Raw genomic sequence first — 22,001 nt, 5'->3', positions numbered from 1 at the left:
AAAATGCATATAGTAAAATCTCTAAAATCTCTAATCAATTATATTAGGGAACAATACATGCTATAACTGTATTTAATTTATCTAACATAAATCTACAAGATAAAATTTATAATTTTAACGATAAAGTTACTATTAAATATTATGTGGGCACTATAGAGAAAGAAATTCTAGAAGCAAAAAGATATGGTAATAAAGTTATACCTGGAAATCCGACAGCAGATACCAATACTCTTTTAGATTTTAAGCAAAATAAGATTAAATTCAAAAAGTATGGACAAAATACTATTTTCAATATAGAAACATTATTTTTTGATGAAGATAATAATGATATATCTAGTTTTAAGAAATATTATCGAGAATATACACTATAGGTTTATTTTGAGATCTATAGAATTTCAGGATATTTTTACAAACAGTAACATTAATAAAAATACTTTTATTAATGTTACTGTTTTATTTATATATTTTTTTATTTTAAATTTTTAGTTTACATAAGATATCTTATCGGAAGTTATACCTGTTGATATAATTTTTGAATTATGTAATTTTAAAAAAGATGATGCAATTATTGCATCATCTTTTTTAATTAAGAAATTATTAAAAGTTTTATACCTTGTAAATCCGTTGCTAACTAATTTTTATTATTTGTTAGTGCATAAATTTTATCTCTGACAAAATCTATACTATTGTCTTCTATCATGTCATAGTCAGGTTCATCGATGATAGAAATAAATTCTTTTAACTCTTCTAAGTTATTAAAATTATCTAATTCTAATATTCTCCAATAATGAAAGTAAGAGAGATAATAACTATTTTTAATCCAGTTAAAGTGAAAATGATAAATAGTACCAGCCATATGATGTAGTTCTTTAGTATCTGCAATTGATGCAATTAATGATAACGTAGATGCGTATTCAATTTCTTCAATAGAATTCTCTAAAAAATAAAATAGAATATCATCATAATTTTTACTTTGAAACAGACTTTGAATTCCGTCTGGAAGAGTCTTTAAAAGAATATTAATAGAATTCATTTTGGAACCACCCATCCATTTCCAACATATATTCTTCCGTTTTTTCTGGCGTAAGTTACTACAACAGTTCTACCATATCTAGTATATACTTTTTTAAAGCCTGTTTTTTGATACCTAGACTCTTTTCCATACCTCATTACTGCTGACATAATCCTTTCCACATCGCTCCATTTTCCAGAAGATATTTCATTCCATCTGTGTTTAGGAGCCAGAATATGTTTTAATGTATTAGGTTGTTTCCCTAAAGCGGCAATATAAGATAATGGTTTATTAGATTTAAGGATTAGGGGAAATCCACCACCACCTGCATTATTTGTTCCACCTCCAGAAGAACCATCATCTCCTTTAGCCACTAATCTTCCATTAATATCAGTGTATGATATAGGATTATTATTTGCATAGTTGTAGCCGTTGGACATTGTTACAGTATTTTCAATATTAATATCTGGATCAATAGATAAAAATGATGTATTTTGTGGATTATAGTACCGTGCATTTAAATAATATTGATTTGTTTCTTCATCATAGAAGTAGGATGCATATTTAAAGGGTTGATTTTTTAATGCTGTGTCTTTAACATCTGATTTTGTAATATTGCCCCAACTATCATATTCATAGGTTGCTTGAATATTACCATCTTGATCAGAAAGACCAATGACATCGCCGCGTGAGTTAGTATGATAGTTATACACTTTATCTCCGATTTTTAATGCAAGTAACTTTCCATTCTGATCACGGATATAAGTTCGTATGATTTGTCCGTTTTGACTTTCACCAATAAGATATATGCTGTCACCGTCATAGTGGTAATTTGTTTTCTCACTATTATGAGTTTTAGTAATTCTTCTACCCAGTTCATCATACTGATAATTCCATGTATCGTTATCAGATTTCTTAACTACTTTTACTAATTGGCCCAGACTATTCCATGAATAATCATACTTATCGTCACTAGTACGGTTACCATCCTTATCATATGAAACAGTTTTCCCATCATATGATACGAGTTGATTCATACTGTTAAACGTAGCTTTGATACTGCCATTTTCAATTCTGTTTCCACGCTTGTCGTAGCTGTAAGTTGTGATCTTATCATCGGTTTTTTCCTCAATTAATTGGTTCATATTATCATATTTATAAGTTGTCGTTTTGTCTTTAGATGTTTTTTTGATGATATTATCGTATTGGTCATATTCATACTGTTCATCAATGACATTACCATTTGTCGCATCTGAGGTAATACTTTCTGTCAAATCATTATCGCCAATCGATCGTGTTGCTTCACCACCAGGCATCTTGGTCTGAACTACTCTTCCATCTTCATAGTGACGGAACGTCCATCCTAAACCATTGAAATCAATCTTATCATTGCGATTAACTTTATCGTAATGATACACAGATTTAAGGTTATTGAAAGTCATGCTAGATGGAAGGTCAGTCTTAATTCCATCTGTTTCCGTGAGGTATTCGTAGGATTGTATAACTCCGAAGTAATCTGTTGTTTTCAGCAATCTACCTGCGCCGTTACCTGCATTGGTATCATTTGTGAATATGCCATCATAGCTATTGTCATATTCATAGGTCTTTTTGAGGTTATTTTTATTGTCGTTTATCTGGCTGACATTACCTGTCTTTTCATAGGTATAGGTGAAAAGATCATCTGTGCCATCATTGATAGCAGTCAGATTACCTTCACCATCAAATTTACTTACAATTGATTTACCAGATGGCAGAAGAATCTTCGTGAGATTACCCGTATTGGGATTATAGCTGTATTCGGTTTTCTCACCATCAGCAGTTGTAATTGAAGTGATTCGGTTGTTTGTATAGCTATACTTTGTGTCTTGTCCTTCAAAGTGTTGTGCGGACAGCTGGTTTTTGGCATTGTATTCATAACTGATGATTGCACCGTTTTCAGTTGTTGTCTTGGTAAGGTTATCATTATTATCATAACTGTTCGTTACTGTATGTGTTCCTTGTTTAGTACTCAGCATGTTACCGAAGCCATCAAATATTTTAGAAACGGGAGTTTTACTATATCCGATTAAGTCAGTCACCTGGTTATTTTGTTTGTCATACTGACTTTCCTGAGTTGAAATCCCTTCAGATACACGTACACCATCAAATATTGTTTCCCCTGAGCCATTAACAAGTTGGACTGATAAGGTAGCGAGTGTAGATTTATCTTTGGCATTGAGCTGAACGGTCTGTCTCTGCCACAAGTCTTTATTTTGATCAAGTGTCTGGAAAGAACTTTCTTTTGATGTCTGTGTTCCGACTCGATCTGTTGCTGTTACTTTGATTTTATCATCACTTGATGCATTTTTAGCGAGTACAGTGACATAAAGTCCCTTTCCAGAAGACTGAATGACGTTAAGTGTCTGAGAGGCAGACCCATTCGCTGAAAGCACCAATGCATCACTGCTTTCAAAACCATCTGTCCCTGTCTTCCCGTTCGTCAATGTCCATCGGCTAGTGCTGTCGAACCCACCCTGGTCGATGAAGTTAAACGGTGAAATCGATGTAGAATGTCCAGCTTTTGCTGATTCCAGTTGGATCTCATCGAAATAAACTGTTCCAGAAGTAGCAGTCAACTCAACTCGACCTTTCACGGTTCCCGTCGGTGCAACCACTTCTTCATACTTTCTGATCCATTTATCTTTGACTTTAGGAGAAGAAATCTTTGTCGTAGAAATGTCCTTTCCGCTTGAATCCACAAATACAAGATTTATCGTAGCTGAAGCTGTATCTGTTAATTTAAACGAACCTGATATATTGTAAGGATCTCCAGCTTTCATCGTCACATCCTGAGTAGCAGTTTCACTTGTCAGTTTAAGCGACTGACCATGTACACCATTATTAGTCAAAGTGCCTTTGGAGAACTTGTTACCTGAATTATCGAATCCGCCGCCTAACACATAATTAGCCCCAGACGTGACTGATTTAGATGTTCGGGCCAGATTTCCATATTTATTATATTCAGTGAATCCAGTCAGTTGATCTCCTGCTGAATAATCAGTGATAGCTTCTCGATCGCTATTTAAGGCATCCTGATTAGTGATACCAAATGTATCAGTCGTTTTAATGATGTCATCTTTATTTGCTGCATATTCATAAGTAGTCTGGGATGTGGAGTCTTTTTCTTTAGTGATTTGTCCATCCAGTTCAGTACCGGTACTATTAGCTGCCTGCCGGTCAGAATAACTTGTCTCCTGGACTGTTCCATCAGGATTAATAGTTTTTGTAATACGGTGGTCTTTCCATTCATATTTTGTTGTTTTATCTTTATCAGCATCAACAAATTCTTCTGTAAGATGTCCTACCTTATCAAATGTATATTTTTCAGATGTTCGCTCACTACCGGTCAGTGTTGCTGTTGAACCGTCATCTTCTTTGTCGATGTTAAAGTTAGTCGTAATTCCTGTCTCATCTTTGATTGATTTTAAAGTATCATCATCGTAAGTTGCTGAAATCTGATGACTTCCTTCAGTATTGTCAGGCATGCCGTAGACATCTATTTCTGTTGGATATGATACATCAGTTGGTTGTACTTCTCCTGCAGCCTCATCAACGGCATATTTCTCTCTATAACTATAGGTATAATCACCACTTGGCGTTTTGACACTGATTAGACGTTTATATTTGTCATACTGGTAAGTATATTCTCTCGTCCCTGTATTATCATTGGAGCTTCCGATTAAACTCATCTTTGAAACTAAGTTCTGAGCATTATATTCAAAAGTAATTCTATTTTTTTCAGACGCAGTGGCATTATCACCAGCATCCGATGCACTATAGATAGAGATGAGTCGTTTATCTTCATTATCATCTGTCTTGTAGTTGAACTTGATACTATTCTTTTTATCTGCCTGGGTGGCATCATATTCAATGTGGTCAAGTAGTCCTTCTTTACTGTAGACTTCTCTGACTCCTGCATCGTCTTGTATGACGAAGTTTGTATCTTCAATTAGGAAGTCATAGTCTATCCCGGTCGGAGGAAGTAGTTTGCCGTTATTATTTAAGAATAGATGTTCAGATCCGTCTGCTTCTATATACTTTGCAACTTTTGGAACAGTTGTTGAATCACCTACGCTGAGCTTGCGCTCAAAAGAACTCTGCCAGCCTAATCCGAACATACCCACTTTATTTGATTTCGAATTGAATGTTCTTTCTGCATCGACATCTGGTCCTCTACCTGGTAAATTACCGTCAGTTTCAGTGAAAGTCTGGTTATTATTGAATGTGTTATATGAACCCAATTCTGTATCGATTGTGGGATAGAAGTCTTCATCTCCTAATAGAGTAGAAGAGTCTCCTTTGATCTCTACAAGTTTTTCTTCGGCATCATCAATAGCACTTTCTCCGAAGTAGTTATTGATAATCTTATCAGTGACTGCACCTTTATTTCGGAACGATGTAATCTTTACCTTATAGTTCTTATCATTTTCACCACCAGCTGTGATATATGTCGGTGAAGGATCTAGCGGTAGTTCTCTTCCACCGCCAACGACTCCATCTTTATTCAACTGATATTGACCGGAGACAGGCCATAATTTTTTATCTCTTGTATGCCATGTTGTCACATCTTTTCCTAGGACATCGACAAGCTCATAGTCCTTACCATTGAATAGATATATGCCATAGCCGTCAGCACCTAGGACTTTGTTCCAACTTGCCATAAGGAAGCCGGAATTCTCATTTCTATTATCAGGATATCCATCGACAGTGGCGCTGACATTCTGTGTCGGGACATATACCTTTAAGGTAGAAGACTGTGCACTTTCTCCCTTTGTCGATGCTGCTGTAATTCGGAATGAGTAATTTTTTGCTGTTTTTGTGCCGTTAAGATTGAATAACGTAAGAGGATTACCTGGAAGTTGAACCCCATCATTATTTAAACGATATATGTTAGTTGAGGTCGCTGTAATACTTTTCATCTGTTCAGCAGTAGGATATATTTTTTTGTCCTTAGATGACCATGATGTTCCTGTCACTGTATCAATCTTTTCATAGGCATTGCCATTATAAAGAAAAACGTTATATTTGGTCGCACCAGCAACACCCGGCCAGCTGATGTTGATTTCTGCATTATCATTGGCATCAGATGTAACTGATTTAATAGACGGTAATGCAGGTGTCGCAGGAATCAGCTCAGCAAGAGATTGTTGATCGACATCAGAAGGCGTTCCACTACCTAATGCGTAATCGGTAATCACACGGAATTGGAAGGTCTTATCTGTACTTGTTGCACCTGTGCTTTTTGTATAGAAACTAGATGGATCGATTGGTAGATCAGTTCCATCACCTGCTCTAAATTTGATACCTTGGGTTGTTGTATCTTTAGTTGTATATTGTGCTGTCGTCGGCCAGATGCCTTTACCTTTTGTAGAGAATGACGTTGAAGTGCCGGTATAAATCGTCTGCCAACCCTTGCCATCATACATTTGAAGACGGTATCCCTTTGCGCCTTGGATTGCTGGCCATGTAGCTGTGATAGAACCTGTAGAAGTGCCAGTTATGATAGAAGGTTCTGTTTTGATCGCCTGCATCTTTGGATAGCTATAAGTTACAGAGATCTTAGATTTATTTGCAGCATTTTCGGAGGCAGTCAACTGTTTCCAGTAAGTCATACCGTTCCCGTTGGCGTGCAGTTTCAGTCCGTAATCTTTTGAACCTGTAGCAATACCTTTGACATATGTGAGGACATTGAAGCTGAGCCACTCATTAACTGCAGCAGCATCTTTAGTGATGTTAGTGCTGGTTGGTTTCGTATCCCAGGTGACGCCGGTTTCAGACCACGTAGCATTTGCTTTATCTGCCCAGACATCCATCGGGGTTGCACCGTTATAATTCCATTTGACATAGGACTGCATTTTCGCTGCACTGACACTAGCTCCTAGGAGTTGAGTCATGGAAGGAAATTTGAGGAATGCATAGTTAGTACCAGTTGCTGTATCATATTTACCTATACGTAGGACATATTCACCTAGCGTCGAGTTCCAGAACTGATTTAAATTGCTGGTAGGCAATGCGCTTGAAACAAAAGTGTCTAGCGTAGCATCCTTGGCAAAACTAGGATCGATATACACCGGATAGCGTCTTTCCTTATCATCTAACCATTTTTGGTCAGGTACTACCTTTACAAGATAGCCGTCTTTTTCCTTATAGACTTCATACTTGATATCATAGGATTTTGTAGAAAGTCCACTTTTTTCGTCTATCTTGCTATCAGACATTTCAGGACGAGGCATAGTGAATGCGACTTCACCTTTTTTATTAGTGAATTCAACAGTGCCTTCTGTAGTTGGATGGGCTTCCATTGTTGTTTTGATTTTGTATTGAATGGCTTGCAGCCCTTTTTGATTATTATTCAAAACAATATCTTCTTTGACTTCGTTATTAAGCACGACATGACGTACATCAATATTTGGGAAAATGCCTTTATACCAAATAGTATTATCTTTGATATCTGATTTACGCGTTTTCGGTGCTCTTACTTTATTGTCATATTCCATTCCCCTTAACGTGACTGATATTTGTTCATCGGCTTCATTTAAATTGATGAAAGAGGAATTATCACTTAAAGTATCGTTGAATTTCACATTGATATCAGTATTTTTCGTTGATATTTTACCATCTTTTAAAGATAAAGATGGATCTATTTTTGCCCATTTGCCCTTTTCATCTTTTTTCATGACCTGATTATCAAAAATATTGGCTTGATAAACTCCAGCCTTATCAGTTTTCTGTACACTGATATTTTCTTGTTGAAGGTCATCTGGAGATAATAAATCTTCCTCTTCAATTGTGTTCTTTGCTAGATTACTATCAGTTTCATTTTTGGATGAAGTTGACACTGGATCATCTTCATTGCTTGTTTCTTTTTTTATGTCTTCTTTTGTTTCGCCTGTTTCTGCATGAGCAATGAAAAGATCATAGGGCATTAAAGACAATACCAATGAGAAACTCATTAACCATACAAATATTTTAGTGAAAATTCCTTTATTCATAAATACCTCCTTAATTTGTAATACCATTTCATAATAATTCAGAAATTTCTGTATAACAATATAAATTTGCATATGATACTATTTTTTCGTATTAATATGCATATAAGGATAATTTGCGAACATATGTTCTATATGTTATAAATGATTTAAGGAGGTATCACATGTACGATTACGGTCAATGTACTTCAAGATGGATAATTTGTGTTGATTTAAAAAGTTTTTTTGCCTCTGTATCGTGCTTATCTAAAGGATTGAACCCGATGAAGACCAAGCTTGCGGTTGTTGCTGATACTAAACGTCAGGAATCTGTTGTACTGGCGGCAACTCCCCCACTGAAAGCTTTAGGTATCAAAACAGGTTCACGACTCTATGAGATTCCGATGAGAAATGACATCTTCATTATCAATCCTTCCATGATGAGGTATATTCAAGTGTCTAATCGAATATCTTCTATTGCACTTCAGTATGTTGCACCCGAAGATTTTCATCAATACAGCATTGATGAATTTTTCATGGATATGACTGCCTCTCTTCACCTTTTCGCAGACAGTATATATGAGTTTTCCAGTCAGCTGCAGAAGGAAATTATGAGTGCGACAGGTATCATAAATACGATTGGGATTGGACCGAATCCCCTACTCGCTAAACTATCGATGGATTTTGAAGCTAAGAAGAGACAACAAGGTATTGCTGAATGGCACTACTATGATGTCCCTGAAAAATTATGGGATGTCTCTCCCCTATCAAAGATGTGGGGAATCAATCGTAGGACAGAGGCAAAGCTCAATAAAAAGGGAATATTCACGATCGGGGATCTTGCCCACTATCCTGTCCCTTATCTTAAAAGAGATTTTGGTATCATTGGTGTTGATCTTCATCTTCATGCGAATGGAACAGATGAAAGTCTCATAAGCGAGAAATATTCGATCAAGGATAAGTCCCTGGGTAAATCACAGATATTGATGAGAGACTATCAAAAAAATGAACTGAAAGTCATCCTCTCAGAACAGATAGATGAGGTATTCTTTCGAGTGAGAGAACAGGATAAATATCCTAAAACCGTCTCTGTGACCGTAGGATATGCAGATGCAGGTGGAATCAGAAAACAGTTCACCCATCCATCAGGTTATATGAGTACGCTGCAGATTATCCAGGAGATGTGGAATTATCTTTATGACCGTCTCGAAGATGATAGGCTCTATCGGACAATCGGCATTTCATTCACCAAGCTTGTCTCTAATCAGATTAAACAGCTGAACTTATTTGAAGACCCAAAAGAAATTAAGAGTGAAATCATCGACCATCATTTAGATGATATAAGACGCAAATACGGTAAAGATACAGTCTTAAGAGCAAGCAGTCTGACGGCCAGTGGTTCAGTGCTGCAGAGAAAGAACCTGGTCGCAGGACACAAGGGATAAAAAGCATATAAGGCATGGAAGCAATCGAATATGAAAGTAAAAACAACTGCGTAGGTAGATCATTACGCAGTTGTTTTTATTTTCAGGACTATTCCATTGCTTTAAGAGACATTTTTCAAAACACTCCGTGTTTTCAAGACGCTGTGTGCAGTTTTTTCACTTCTTAGAATAGCATCAAAGTTTCACTGGCCGGCAAGCCGACCGTTCAACTAGCCAGAAGATGCAAGGCATCACTCCGTTCAGCAAGCTGTCCTTGCATCCCCTACCCTTGATACTGTATCTAATCCGTAAAAAACTTAATACACACAGCTGAAAACACAGGAGCGTGTGTTTGAAAAAAGGAGAGGAAGCAAGTGAAAGATACAAAGTTGGTCTGTCAACATAATATTGGACAGTTTTTATAGAATATTTCTTTATATTCTTTTGGGGTTATATCATTCAAAGCACCGTGCGGTCTAATATTGTTGTACCAGTTCACATAATCAAAAAGTTCAATATTCAAATGATTGAGAGAAAGAAAATGAAATTGATTAATAAATTCGGTCTTCATCGCTTTAAAGGTTGCTTCAGCGACCGCATTATCATACGGACACCCTTTCATACTCAACGATCTCTGAATACCGAAGGTATTAAGCACTTCATCTATGAGATGATTATCAAACTCTTTTCCCCGGTCGGTATGAAACATCTGTACTTCTCTCAGATCATGTCTGATGGTGCTGAGAGCTGCTGAAACGAGATGACTGTCTTTGCGGGGTCCTGCACTGTAACCAACAATTTCACGGTTAAAGAGATCGATAAACAAGCATATATAATGCCATTTTCCAGCCACCTTTACATATGTCAGATCACTCACCAGCACCTCCATCGGTCTTTCTCTATAGAATGCTCTACCCAGACCATTGGTGATATCACGTTCGTTTGGTCGAGCCGGAAAGGCCCTGTAACGCTGGGATGTGTAGGTGGAGACAAGATTCTGTTTTTTCATGATGCGGCCAATCCTTCTCCTGGAAACCTTAATTCCCTGTTTATCTAAATGGATTTTGATTCTTCTCGTGCCAAAACAACGCCGGTTTGTATTGAAAATCTCAACGACCTTCTCAGTGACACCTCCATCGTGATGATTTTTTCCTGTGTCATTCAGTTTATTCACTTCATAATAGTAGGTGCTTCTGGGAATCTGCAGGACTTTACACATTGCTGATACTGAATATTTCTCGGCATTCTCACGAATGACGGCTATCTTCGTCCCATGATCAGCGCTGCTTGCTTTAAAATGTCATTCTCCATCTTCAGCTGCTGATTCTCTTTACGTAATCTTTTCATTTCCTTCTCTTCATCACTCATATTGTCATTGTGCAGAAATGATCCTGTGGACTGATGTTGTTTAATCCATTTTTCTAATGCCGAAGGCGTCAGGTCATATTCACGTACAATTTCATTTCTAGGTTTACCGTTCTCATAAAGTTTGACCATCTGTAGTTTAAACTCAGGACTGAAACTTCTTCTTTCTCGTGACATAAATAAATCGCCTACTTTCTTAGATTAACAATATCTATTCACATAGAAATTGTCCAACTAAGTGTAGACGATTCAACACTGTTAACAACTGGCGTGTCCAATCTCACTTATACCTAAAACTACAGAGTACTAAAACTCACACACTGGCCCTTAAAGGTGAAGTATATCTCACTTATACCTAAAACTACAGAGTACTAAAACTATATACTGCCATATCATTCACTTCCTTGAATCTCACTTATACCTAAAACTACAGAGTACTAAAACTGTAGGCGTTTAGTTTTGATCGTGTGGCGTATCTCACTTATACCTAAAACTACAGAGTACTAAAACTGATAGGTTAGAAGAACTCAAGTCAGAAAAATCTCACTTATACCTAAAACTACAGAGTACTAAAACTGATAGCACAATGACAGATGAAAAAAAATATCTCACTTATACCTAAAACTACAGAGTACTAAAACCTGACTGTTTGCACTGAATGCAGTGAATAAATCTCACTTATACCTAAAACTACAGAGTACTAAAACCCATATAAGTGAGTAACGTATAAGCGTAGAATCTCACTTATACCTAAAACTACAGAGTACTAAAACAACTGATATGAGTATTCGTTACAAAGATGAATCTCACTTATACCTAAAACTACAGAGTACTAAAACTATACCCGCTATTATTATAATTATGATCTAATCTCACTTATACCTAAAACTACAGAGTACTAAAACCGTCAGACGAAACATCCCCATAGACAATTGATCTCACTTATACCTAAAACTACAGAGTACTAAAACGCAGTCAATGTTAATAGTTTTAGCTCCATAATCTCACTTATACCTAAAACTACAGAGTACTAAAACCCGCCAGATTGAACAGCAGTCAGGGATATTATCTCACTTATACCTAAAACTACAGAGTACTAAAACAAACAATTAATAGAGCAATAGACAAAGTTTATCTCACTTATACCTAAAACTACAGAGTACTAAAACTCACTTTGGAAAGGCGAAGAGCAGCAGTTATCTCACTTATACCTAAAACTACAGAGTACTAAAACTATTGCTTGATGATGAAATTACACCACTAATCTCACTTATACCTAAAACTACAGAGTACTAAAACCAGTTCCATCATCAGTGGTGTCGTAGCAATATCTCACTTATACCTAAAACTACAGAGTACTAAAACTATGCACCCCTCACGCTCTCTAACTTAATCTCACTTATACCTAAAACTACAGAGTACTAAAACCTGTGGTATCTGCCAGTTGCTGATAAACTCATCTCACTTATACCTAAAACTACAGAGTACTAAAACTAGTTCTTTGTTCTCAAGGTCAACTACAACATCTCACTTATACCTAAAACTACAGAGTACTAAAACGCTTTAAGTTCCAACCGATGACTGACTGCGATCTCACTTATACCTAAAACTACAGAGTACTAAAACATAATTGTAGATCGTGTCCTGCAATGTGTTATCTCACTTATACCTAAAACTACAGAGTACTAAAACATTGAGGGTGTTCCGAATCGTTACAGCACAATCTCACTTATACCTAAAACTACAGAGTACTAAAACTCTTCGCGATGAAAACGTATTAGAACTCTAATCTCACTTATACCTAAAACTACAGAGTACTAAAACCACTGCCAATTACTGTTCCGCCTGTTAACAATCTCACTTATACCTAAAACTACAGAGTACTAAAACCTGCAAACACACAATCTTTTGCGTAAAACTATCTCACTTATACCTAAAACTACAGAGTACTAAAACCACCTGTAACTTTTATATCCGTTGCAATATATCTCACTTATACCTAAAACTACAGAGTACTAAAACTGTGATAGGCAGTGCAATGAACACCTTAGATCTCACTTATACCTAAAACTACAGAGTACTAAAACCGAAAGCAAACCTCACATTAAATTGATGTTATCTCACTTATACCTAAAACTACAGAGTACTAAAACATTTGAGACGAAGCAACTCGCATTGAAAGAATCTCACTTATACCTAAAACTACAGAGTACTAAAACCGGAACAGTTTGGCGCTTATACGTTGTAAAATCTCACTTATACCTAAAACTACAGAGTACTAAAACTATTAATTCGTAACACTACTGATGAGATTAATCTCACTTATACCTAAAACTACAGAGTACTAAAACAAGAGAAGCGACCAACCTAAAATATTTAGAATCTCACTTATACCTAAAACTACAGAGTACTAAAACGCTGGCAGACGAACGATTTAACATCTTAGGATCTCACTTATACCTAAAACTACAGAGTACTAAAACTATTCAGGTCATCGAGATTATCATCTTCATATCTCACTTATACCTAAAACTACAGAGTACTAAAACACGGCACTCAGTCGCTTCAGGAGACAGTCAATCTCACTTATACCTAAAACTACAGAGTACTAAAACCAATAATAGTTCCATCTGTGTCTACCGTCTATCTCACTTATACCTAAAACTACAGAGTACTAAAACAGCAGAATATGCAGACAAGCGAATCATGTAATCTCACTTATACCTAAAACTACAGAGTACTAAAACGCCATCAAGCGTACTGCACTGTTCAGACGTATCTCACTTATACCTAAAACTACAGAGTACTAAAACTAGTCCACTGTATTGCTTCAATCACAACTGATCTCACTTATACCTAAAACTACAGAGTACTAAAACAGGCTTCAAATTTGAAAGAAAAGTGGAGTTATCTCACTTATACCTAAAACTACAGAGTACTAAAACAGACGATGACGCGGAAGAAGTCTGCTTCAGATCTCACTTATACCTAAAACTACAGAGTACTAAAACAGCTGCGTGATTGTAATCTCCCGTCAACCCATCTCACTTATACCTAAAACTACAGAGTACTAAAACACGTATCACCCAATACGTTGAAGCGGTCTGATCTCACTTATACCTAAAACTACAGAGTACTAAAACCTTTCGTCATCATGCTCTTTGTCGTGCTTTATCTCACTTATACCTAAAACTACAGAGTACTAAAACTAAGACGATGACAGACAGCCTGGGTAATCCATCTCACTTATACCTAAAACTACAGAGTACTAAAACCGTACATAGAAGCGGGCAATGTTTATCTGCATCTCACTTATACCTAAAACTACAGAGTACTAAAACTCTTGATTTTTACTGTACTGCCCTCTCTGATCTCACTTATACCTAAAACTACAGAGTACTAAAACGAGGTGTTGTGCCGTGATAATACACTGATCATCTCACTTATACCTAAAACTACAGAGTACTAAAACCGTCGTTTCCACCCAATCGTTTACCTGCCCATCTCACTTATACCTAAAACTACAGAGTACTAAAACTGAACTGGTATTTAAAAAGTACCGTAAATCATCTCACTTATACCTAAAACTACAGAGTACTAAAACACCGTACATAATCGAATAACAGACGCATTGATCTCACTTATACCTAAAACTACAGAGTACTAAAACAACAACTTCGCTTTCAGTAACGCCGTTTCAATCTCACTTATACCTAAAACTACAGAGTACTAAAACGCCTGCTTAATTCAGTAACTAACATTGAGTATCTCACTTATACCTAAAACTACAGAGTACTAAAACTGATAATGGTCGGAGTGGTCAGCTCAATTTATCTCACTTATACCTAAAACTACAGAGTACTAAAACTGTTTTTGCCGGAGGGGAATGGCGTATTTTATCTCACTTATACCTAAAACTACAGAGTACTAAAACAGTTCTCAATCTGATAGGCTTCCTCGAACCATCTCACTTATACCTAAAACTACAGAGTACTAAAACGGAGGATTCGCGGAAGCTGAAGGCATTCAGATCTCACTTATACCTAAAACTACAGAGTACTAAAACAGGTACATGCGTGCGGTCAATACAGCAGCTATCTCACTTATACCTAAAACTACAGAGTACTAAAACCGCTAATGAAAATCATATATTATTTTCATAGCATTTTATTCACAAAAGTAGATATAGCGCTTGGCAGCTTACCAAGTTCTATATCGATTGTATAATTATGTTTACAATGTTTCAACCAACTCAATACTACATATATATCTATCGAATCAAATACGACAATATCTGCTAGTCTGTAATTAGAGATAATAGGTTGAATCTCCAAGTCATTACAATAATTTTTGAAAATAACATCTAATCGTTCCATTAATTCTTCTTCTTTGTAGTCTAACGGTGCTTCCCATTCCAAAGAATTATAGAATTCATCAGACAACATTTGTTTTCCATTTCTAAAATAGTTATTATACTTCAGTTCATCTGCCAGAAAATATTTTGATTGTGTTAAAACTAATATATGTGCATCAAGTTCTTTTAACATACTTGCAAAAGATTGCTGCTCAACTGGACTTAAATTTGCTTCTGGATATAGATAAATAATCAACGTTTTATTTAACGACTGTGCATTCATTTCTGTGACCAATATCGGCAAGAGTTGAACCAGTTTATTGATAAGTTTTGAATAATCCACACTGTAATCGTATTCAAAGCTTAATTGTTTGATAAGTTGCTTTACATCAAATTTTTTTAATTCCAGTGGCAGACTTTGATTTATATCGATTAACATATCTTCCATTAAAGCATTAATAGAATTAATATATCCATCAGTTTCAATATGCATCGTGTAATCTCTGACTAACTTTTTATACATCAAACTCGATGCACTAAGACAATGTTCCTCTTCAATTACACTTTGAGAAAGAATAAAACTTTTAAAGCTTTTATTTGAAATGTGTTCATTATTATCAAGATCAATAATCAAAACTTCTTCTTTATTTTTAGCTCTAGGCTGAAAATACTCATATATATCATTTAAAAACTCTTCTTCATGTGTATCGTTTTCATTATAGATTGCTGAGTACTTCCCTATATTTAAATGTACTGCTCTAGTCTTACTTCTGATTTCCCACAGCATCCTCATTCCACCTAAAAAATGATTGTCCTATTATCACCAAGCAAAGCAATATTTTTATCTTCTTCTCCTAATAATATTTTCATTTTTTCGTATTGCTTTTCTGTTATAATCAATGCTCTTACATGGCCATCTTCAGGGAGTAATTTTTTAACAGTGTTCACACTTAAATCTGCTGCATCTTTGTTAATGCAACTTTTAATATAGATTGAATACTGCATCATCAAAAACCCTTCTTTGATAAGCGATTTTCTAAACTTATTGTACGTTCTCACTTGCTTTTTCGTTTCCACCGGCAGGTCAAACATTATAAATACTCTCATAAATCTATAACTCATAAAATTCATAGCGTTTCAGACTTGGGAACTTCAGCACCTTTTCGTCACTGGTTCTAAAGTAATCTATAATAGATTGAATCATCACTTCTATAGCTCTAATAACAGTCTGCATTTTGCCGTCAATTTCAACACGAGCATGCATTAAGTTGATTAAATTCAATCTGTATTCTCTTGTCATAAATTCTTCAGGCGGATTTTTAAGCAAGTATAAATCAACAAGTGATCTAAAAGGTTCAATCAAATCTGAAGCGAGATTAAAGTGATTACGCGCCCCAATGTGATGTATACCTATCGCTGGCAATAATCCCTTAGCAACAATCGTGCGGGCAATAGCAGCGTTGAGAATAGTGTAACCATAGTTAAGTACTCCATTCTCAACTAGCATGTCATTATCCCTATTAAAATCTTCAAAAAATGTATTGAAAAAATACCGGGCTGCTTGAGCTTCAATATTTTTTTCATCATTAAGCTCAATTACATCTGCAAGTGTCAGCATTTTACTTATTCTATGACGGTCCGCCTGCATTTTGTTCATACATTCAGCTTGATTTATTATTTTTTGTTTTACTATCCTTCTCCACAAATTAGCTTTAGCATCAGTCGTCCATTGAAGCTGTTCTTTCATTTGAGCATATTGATTAAAGTGTCCGCTAATTGGTTGTAAAACACATTCAGGAAGATGCTTCTGATTACATAATACGACAAGCACATTATATTCTGACAGTTCAACAAGTAACCTTGTACTTAAAGTGACGGTTAAATCCTCAATGACTAAAGCAAATATATCGCCCAAAGGAATCTTTACTTCGTGGTCTCCTTTAGTCACTTTCAAACTATTAAGATTTAAAGACAAATGATTTACTTCAGTTACATAAACAATTCGCCAGGACATTTATATCATCCTTTCTTAATAATCATTTGAGGTTTTTCAGAGGAAAATGCGTTATAGGTATTTCCTAATAAATCGCTACTTACTTTCGATAACGATTTAGTTTTGTTTGTAATAGTTTTATATAGACGTGGTGTTGCAATATTATTAATTTTGCAAAAGTCAGGATATCTTATATCTATTAAATCTACTTCAATCCTATTTAACCGTTCACTATTAACACCAATTACTTTAAAAATTTCATTATCAATTTTTATCAAATCATTATTATAAAAACTGCCTATAAATTTTGAACCATCTTTAATGCTTCTTTTCATCATACTTTTTTTATATTTTTTATTATCAATTATAAAATAGGATTCTTTTTTAATAACATCTATATATTTAACAGTTACAAATTTATAACCTTCATCATCTTTAAAAACATCAAATCTATATGGTTTTTGAGATAACTTTATCACTTTATTTCTGGCATCTTTATAATCATTCGTAATATCCAAGTGGGTTCCCACTTTTTTACCTATATATTTTAAAGATTTAACTGTTGGTCCATTACCTTTTTTACTATACTTAGTCAACATTTCTCCAGTTTCTTCAAGATGCTTAAATAATGGGTTTTTTTCATTTGAATACTGTTTCATTATCAGCTGAAGTTTTTCAAATGTTCTTGGATCATTTTTAAACATTAATAGTTTCTCTGGAGATTTATCCATAATCTTTTTGATTGTATCATTATCTTTCGCATAAATATTTTTGATTGTTTGGACCGTATAAAGTTCCTCATCAACTTCTCTTGTTGAATAGATTGTATCGTTAATTAATTGTCTATTTGGTTTTTTATCTACTCGATGTGAGTATTTGAAATCCTTAAAGTCTTTAATGCCCTGAATTTGATGAGGAATAATGAACATTTCCTCATACTCTTCTTCTCCTGCTACTTTCACTTCAACTTCCGGTTCATCTACTGATGGTTTCTCCATCACTTTCATCTGATTTTTAAGCTTGTTATGCGACTTAAATATAAAATCAACATTTGCAATAATTAATGCATCTTCCGCATGGTGCTTATAACCTTTGTTACGCTCTTTATCAAATTTCCATCTCGTTCGCAAAAAGCTTGTAAAACCACCATTAATTGACTTTACTTTAACATCCAGATGATTCGCTTCAAAATACGCTTTCAACAATGTCATTAGTTCACGAGTCGCATATCTTGTATCAACTAAATTCCGGTTAATAAACTCTTTTTGTACGCTGAATTTATTAATATCTCGTTCCTCAAGCAAGTATTCTCTTTTCTTTTTAGTCATTCGATCTTTTGATTTACTTAAATTTAATACGTGATGTTTAAACTGAGGATAAGTTATTTTAGCATCTGCTGAATTTAAATATTGATAAGGCGTTCTGTTACCTTTTTTACTGTTTTCTGTTTGTTTTACCAACACTTTATTATTGAATGAATTATCAAATGCAACTGATCTTGGAATAATGTGATCTACTTCATAATGCAGCGGATTTCTCAAAAGGTCTTCTAGAGGAATATCTTCTAAAGAGTATAAACATTTCCCTTCCTGCATATCATGAAGTTTAATTTTTTCAACTAGGTACTTGGCATTTTGAAGTCCGTACTTTCTGATTACTTCATTGATTCTTTTGTTAGTTGCTTCAAAATTCTTCTGACGATTGGTAATGGCTTTACGTGCATCTGCAGAGTTTGATTCTCTTGCCAGTTCAATAATAATATCCTTCGGCAGTCCGTACTTCTTAATAACGGCATTTACAACATTGATAGATTGAATGAAGGATCTCTTTACAACTGGCGATAAAATAAAGTCTTCAACAAAATCCACCGGTATTTTATTCTGGTTGCTTAGTTTGAACTTTGTCGGTTTAATGTTAAGCCTTGTGAAAATTGCCATTTGATTATCACTAGTATGCCATAGTTCATCTAATACTAATTTCATACATTTTTTAGAAAGACTATGTGTTCCAGTATATCCAGATAACAATGATATTTGCTCCGCTTCATCTTCACTCAGTGGAATATGCAATTCTAATAGCTGTTTTTTGATATCCCCAGATGTCTGATACATTGTAAGTATTTCTGCAATTTTATCCATGAGATCAACATTGCTTAGCAAGGCACTATCTTTCACTATACCGTTTAAATCATGGAATAATTTAAGCGTTGTAAACTCTGGTTTACCGGCTTTTGTAATTCGATAACCTGATATTTCTGTTTCTGCGATGTCCAGTTCTTTCGCAATTTGTTTAAGTGTCGGTGTTTTTTTCACTCTAAACACATTGTTAATGATATTTAGTTTTTCCTGGTGAGTCAGTTTTATATTTTCATCCCTATTGATATTTAAATTGTTTAAATCATTCAACACATTGAATAACGTAGCTGTCTGTGAATATTTGACACTACGCAGTTCTTCAGGAAAATAAGTACAGCGGCCCATTAACAGTTCATACCACTTCTTTAGGTCGCCCTCCCATCCATACGGACTACCTTTGCCCGGGCCTTCAAAATATTCACGTCTTTTTTCAATCAGCTTAATATATTCTTCAACAAAACTGTCATCAAGTCGATGAAACGGCTGCTGTATTTTTAACAATTGACGTGCTTCTTTTACAAAATCTGATGTCTTAAAACGATTACGTTCTCCGCGTACTTTCCCGTTTTCATAACGCTCTAATTGAACTTCACAAACATATTTGTCTTCTAGCTCTTTTTGGTTCTGCATCAACTGCTCTTTTGTAGATAATTCATTTCCTTCATCATCATTTTCTATAGCTGCTTCCACGTTATGAATCCCTCTTCTTTTTGCTAAATGCAGTAATGCGATAACAAGTTCATCCTTTGTCAGTTCGTGTGATAATCCTTTTACTCTGATGGCATATGGATTTGTGTCTGTCGGAATGTGATCCATATCAAGTAAATCGTGATTGACCATTAATTGTTGAATTCTATGTATTCTGTGTCTTCTTCTGCGCTGTAATCTTCTTGAACCACGCTTTGTACGTCTTCCTTCGTTATTCTCTACATCTGCTTCCTTAAACAGCCTTACTCCAGCAGTTATAACTTCACGAGTTTCATAATCTATCAGACCATACCCTACAGATGTGATGCCTATATCCAACCCAAGAATATATTCTTTCAACTTTGCTCCCCCTTTTATTAACTGTTACATTTATTTTACATAATAATTGATATTTTTGGTAATTAATTTTTCTAATTTTCTAATTATTAATCTATAAAAAAAATCCTGCCAACAAGTTGACAGGATAAACACGGCATATAGCCTTGTTTTAGTAGATTCTATAGTTTTAGGTATAAGTACAGTTAGCTAAACTGTACTTATATTTTAAGTAATCAAATAAAAATAGTCAATATATTTTGAATAATTAATTAAATTTTTTTATTTGTTATAAATACAAATACCACCGAAGCCGACTTCGGTGGTTGCTGTTAGAACGGCAGGTTCATTCCCTGGAATGGATTTCTGCCTTTTTTGCCTTTTTTCATGCCTGAGAACTGCTTCATCATCTTCTTCATCTCATCGAACTGCTTGATCAGACGGTTCACTTCGCTCATGCTTCTGCCTGAGCCGGCCGCAATTCTGCGCTTTCTTGAGACGTTGATGAGCGCCGGGTTCTCACGCTCTGCTTTCGTCATTGAACGGATGATCGCCTGTACATGATCGATCTGCTTCGGATTCATGTTCAGCTGATTGACGCCTTTCATCTTGTTCGCGCCGGGTATCATCTTCAGCAGGTCATCCAGCGGTCCAAGCGCTTTGACCTGATCCAGCTGCTCCAGGAAGTCATCGAACGTGAATGATGACGTCTTCATCTTCTGTTCCAGTTCCTTCGCTTTTGATTCATCCACTGACGCCTGAGCTTTTTCGATGAAGCTTAAGACATCACCCATGCCGAGTATACGGGACGCCATGCGCTCTGGATGGAATGGTTCAAGCCCGTCCATCTTCTCGCTCATCCCGACGAATTTAATTGGTTTCTGTGTCACACTTCGGATGGATAGTGCGGCACCCCCACGTGTGTCACCGTCAAGTTTTGTCAGCGTGACTCCTGTCACGTCCAGCTGGTTGTCAAAGCTTTCTGCGACGTTCACTGCATCCTGACCAGTCATGGCATCGACAACCAGCATGATTTCATCCGGTTTTGAGACTTCTTTCACGTCAACCAGTTCATTCATCAGTGCTTCATCGATATGCAGTCGGCCTGCGGTATCGATGATGACGAAGTCATAATGTTCTTCTCTTGCGTGCTGCAGTGCCTGACGTGTAATTTCGTCAGGTTTCACCTGATCTCCTAATGTGAACACCGGGATGTCGATCTGCTTACCGACTGTCTGCAGCTGCTGAATCGCTGCGGGACGATATATATCACATGCGACAAGCAGTGGTCTTTTGTTGAATTTCTTACGCATTAACAACGCCAGTTTTCCGGCAGTCGTTGTTTTACCTGCCCCTTGCAGACCGACCATCATGACGACAGTCGGTGGCTTTTTGCTCATGTTGATGGCTGTGTTCTCTCCGCCCATGAGCTGTGTTAATTCATCCTGTACAATCTTGATGACCTGCTGGCCCGGCGTCAATGATGTCATGACATCACTGCCGAGCGCACGTTCTGATACAGTCGCGACGAACTGCTTAACCACTTTGAAGTTAACATCGGCTTCAAGCAGTGCCAGTCTGACTTCACGCATCATCACTTTAATATCTGCCTCTGTCACTTTACCTTTACCTTTGATTTTCTGCATCGTTGCCTGCAGTCTATCGGATAATCCTTCAAATGCCATTTA

At 35.9% G+C, this 22,001-nt stretch carries 9 protein-coding genes and 1 CRISPR repeat array; of the genes, 1 reads left to right on the top strand and 8 read right to left on the bottom strand.

Going from position 1 to position 22,001, the window contains the following annotated elements; translation table 11 throughout:
• Positions 1–631 precede the first annotated feature (631 nt).
• On the bottom strand, positions 632–1,033 hold the full coding sequence (locus AC3IPL_RS04465) for a hypothetical protein (RefSeq protein ID WP_489242034.1): 402 nt from the start codon (positions 1,031–1,033) through the stop codon (positions 632–634).
• A complete protein-coding gene (locus tag AC3IPL_RS04460; RefSeq protein WP_489242032.1) occupies positions 1,030–8,043 on the bottom strand; it encodes a DNRLRE domain-containing protein in 7,014 nt (2,337 codons plus the stop codon). The genes AC3IPL_RS04465 and AC3IPL_RS04460 overlap by 4 nt, the downstream gene beginning before the upstream one ends.
• A gap of 161 nt (positions 8,044–8,204) precedes the next feature.
• Here AC3IPL_RS04460 and AC3IPL_RS04455 point away from each other — a divergent pair, with 161 nt between their 5' ends.
• Positions 8,205–9,464 (top strand): Y-family DNA polymerase, encoded by a 1,260-nt coding sequence (locus AC3IPL_RS04455; protein WP_489242030.1) that lies wholly within the window; start codon positions 8,205–8,207, stop codon positions 9,462–9,464.
• Between the two features lie 376 nt (positions 9,465–9,840).
• On the opposite strand, the gene AC3IPL_RS04450 is transcribed toward AC3IPL_RS04455, so the two are convergent.
• From AC3IPL_RS04450 to ffh, 6 genes are all read right to left on the bottom strand, one after another.
• Positions 9,841–10,985, bottom strand: a protein-coding gene (locus AC3IPL_RS04450) for an IS3 family transposase (RefSeq protein WP_489242028.1) whose coding sequence is annotated in 2 segments (ribosomal slippage) — positions 9,841–10,739 and positions 10,739–10,985 — 1,146 coding nt in all. Because the reading frame shifts where the segments join, the coding sequence is not laid out codon by codon here.
• 100 nt (positions 10,986–11,085) lie between these two features.
• Positions 11,086–14,940: direct repeats of the CRISPR family, unit length 36 nt; unit sequence ATCTCACTTATACCTAAAACTACAGAGTACTAAAAC.
• 25 nt (positions 14,941–14,965) lie between these two features.
• Positions 14,966–15,949: a hypothetical protein gene (locus tag AC3IPL_RS04445; protein ID WP_489242026.1), complete on the bottom strand. Its 984-nt coding sequence runs from the start codon at positions 15,947–15,949 to the stop codon at positions 14,966–14,968.
• An 11-nt stretch (positions 15,950–15,960) separates the two neighbouring features.
• On the bottom strand, positions 15,961–16,269 hold the full coding sequence (gene cas2 / locus AC3IPL_RS04440) for a CRISPR-associated endonuclease Cas2 (RefSeq protein WP_489242024.1): 309 nt from the start codon (positions 16,267–16,269) through the stop codon (positions 15,961–15,963).
• Between the two features lie 4 nt (positions 16,270–16,273).
• Positions 16,274–17,176, bottom strand: a complete 903-nt coding sequence (gene cas1, locus AC3IPL_RS04435; protein WP_489242022.1) for a type II CRISPR-associated endonuclease Cas1 — start codon at positions 17,174–17,176, stop codon at positions 16,274–16,276.
• 5 nt (positions 17,177–17,181) lie between these two features.
• Positions 17,182–20,337 (bottom strand): type II CRISPR RNA-guided endonuclease Cas9, encoded by a 3,156-nt coding sequence (cas9, locus tag AC3IPL_RS04430; protein WP_489242021.1) that lies wholly within the window; start codon positions 20,335–20,337, stop codon positions 17,182–17,184.
• Positions 20,338–20,645: 308 nt separating this feature from the next.
• Positions 20,646–21,998 carry a signal recognition particle protein gene (gene ffh, locus AC3IPL_RS04425; protein WP_489242020.1) on the bottom strand — a complete coding sequence of 451 codons (1,353 nt, stop codon included), beginning with the start codon at positions 21,996–21,998 and terminating at the stop codon, positions 20,646–20,648.
• Positions 21,999–22,001 lie beyond the last annotated feature (3 nt).

The sequence above is a fragment of the Macrococcus sp. GL_134 genome (assembly GCF_057834705.1).
The sequence above is the reverse complement of the archived record's forward strand: the minus strand, read 5'-3'. Positions and strand labels throughout refer to the sequence as shown.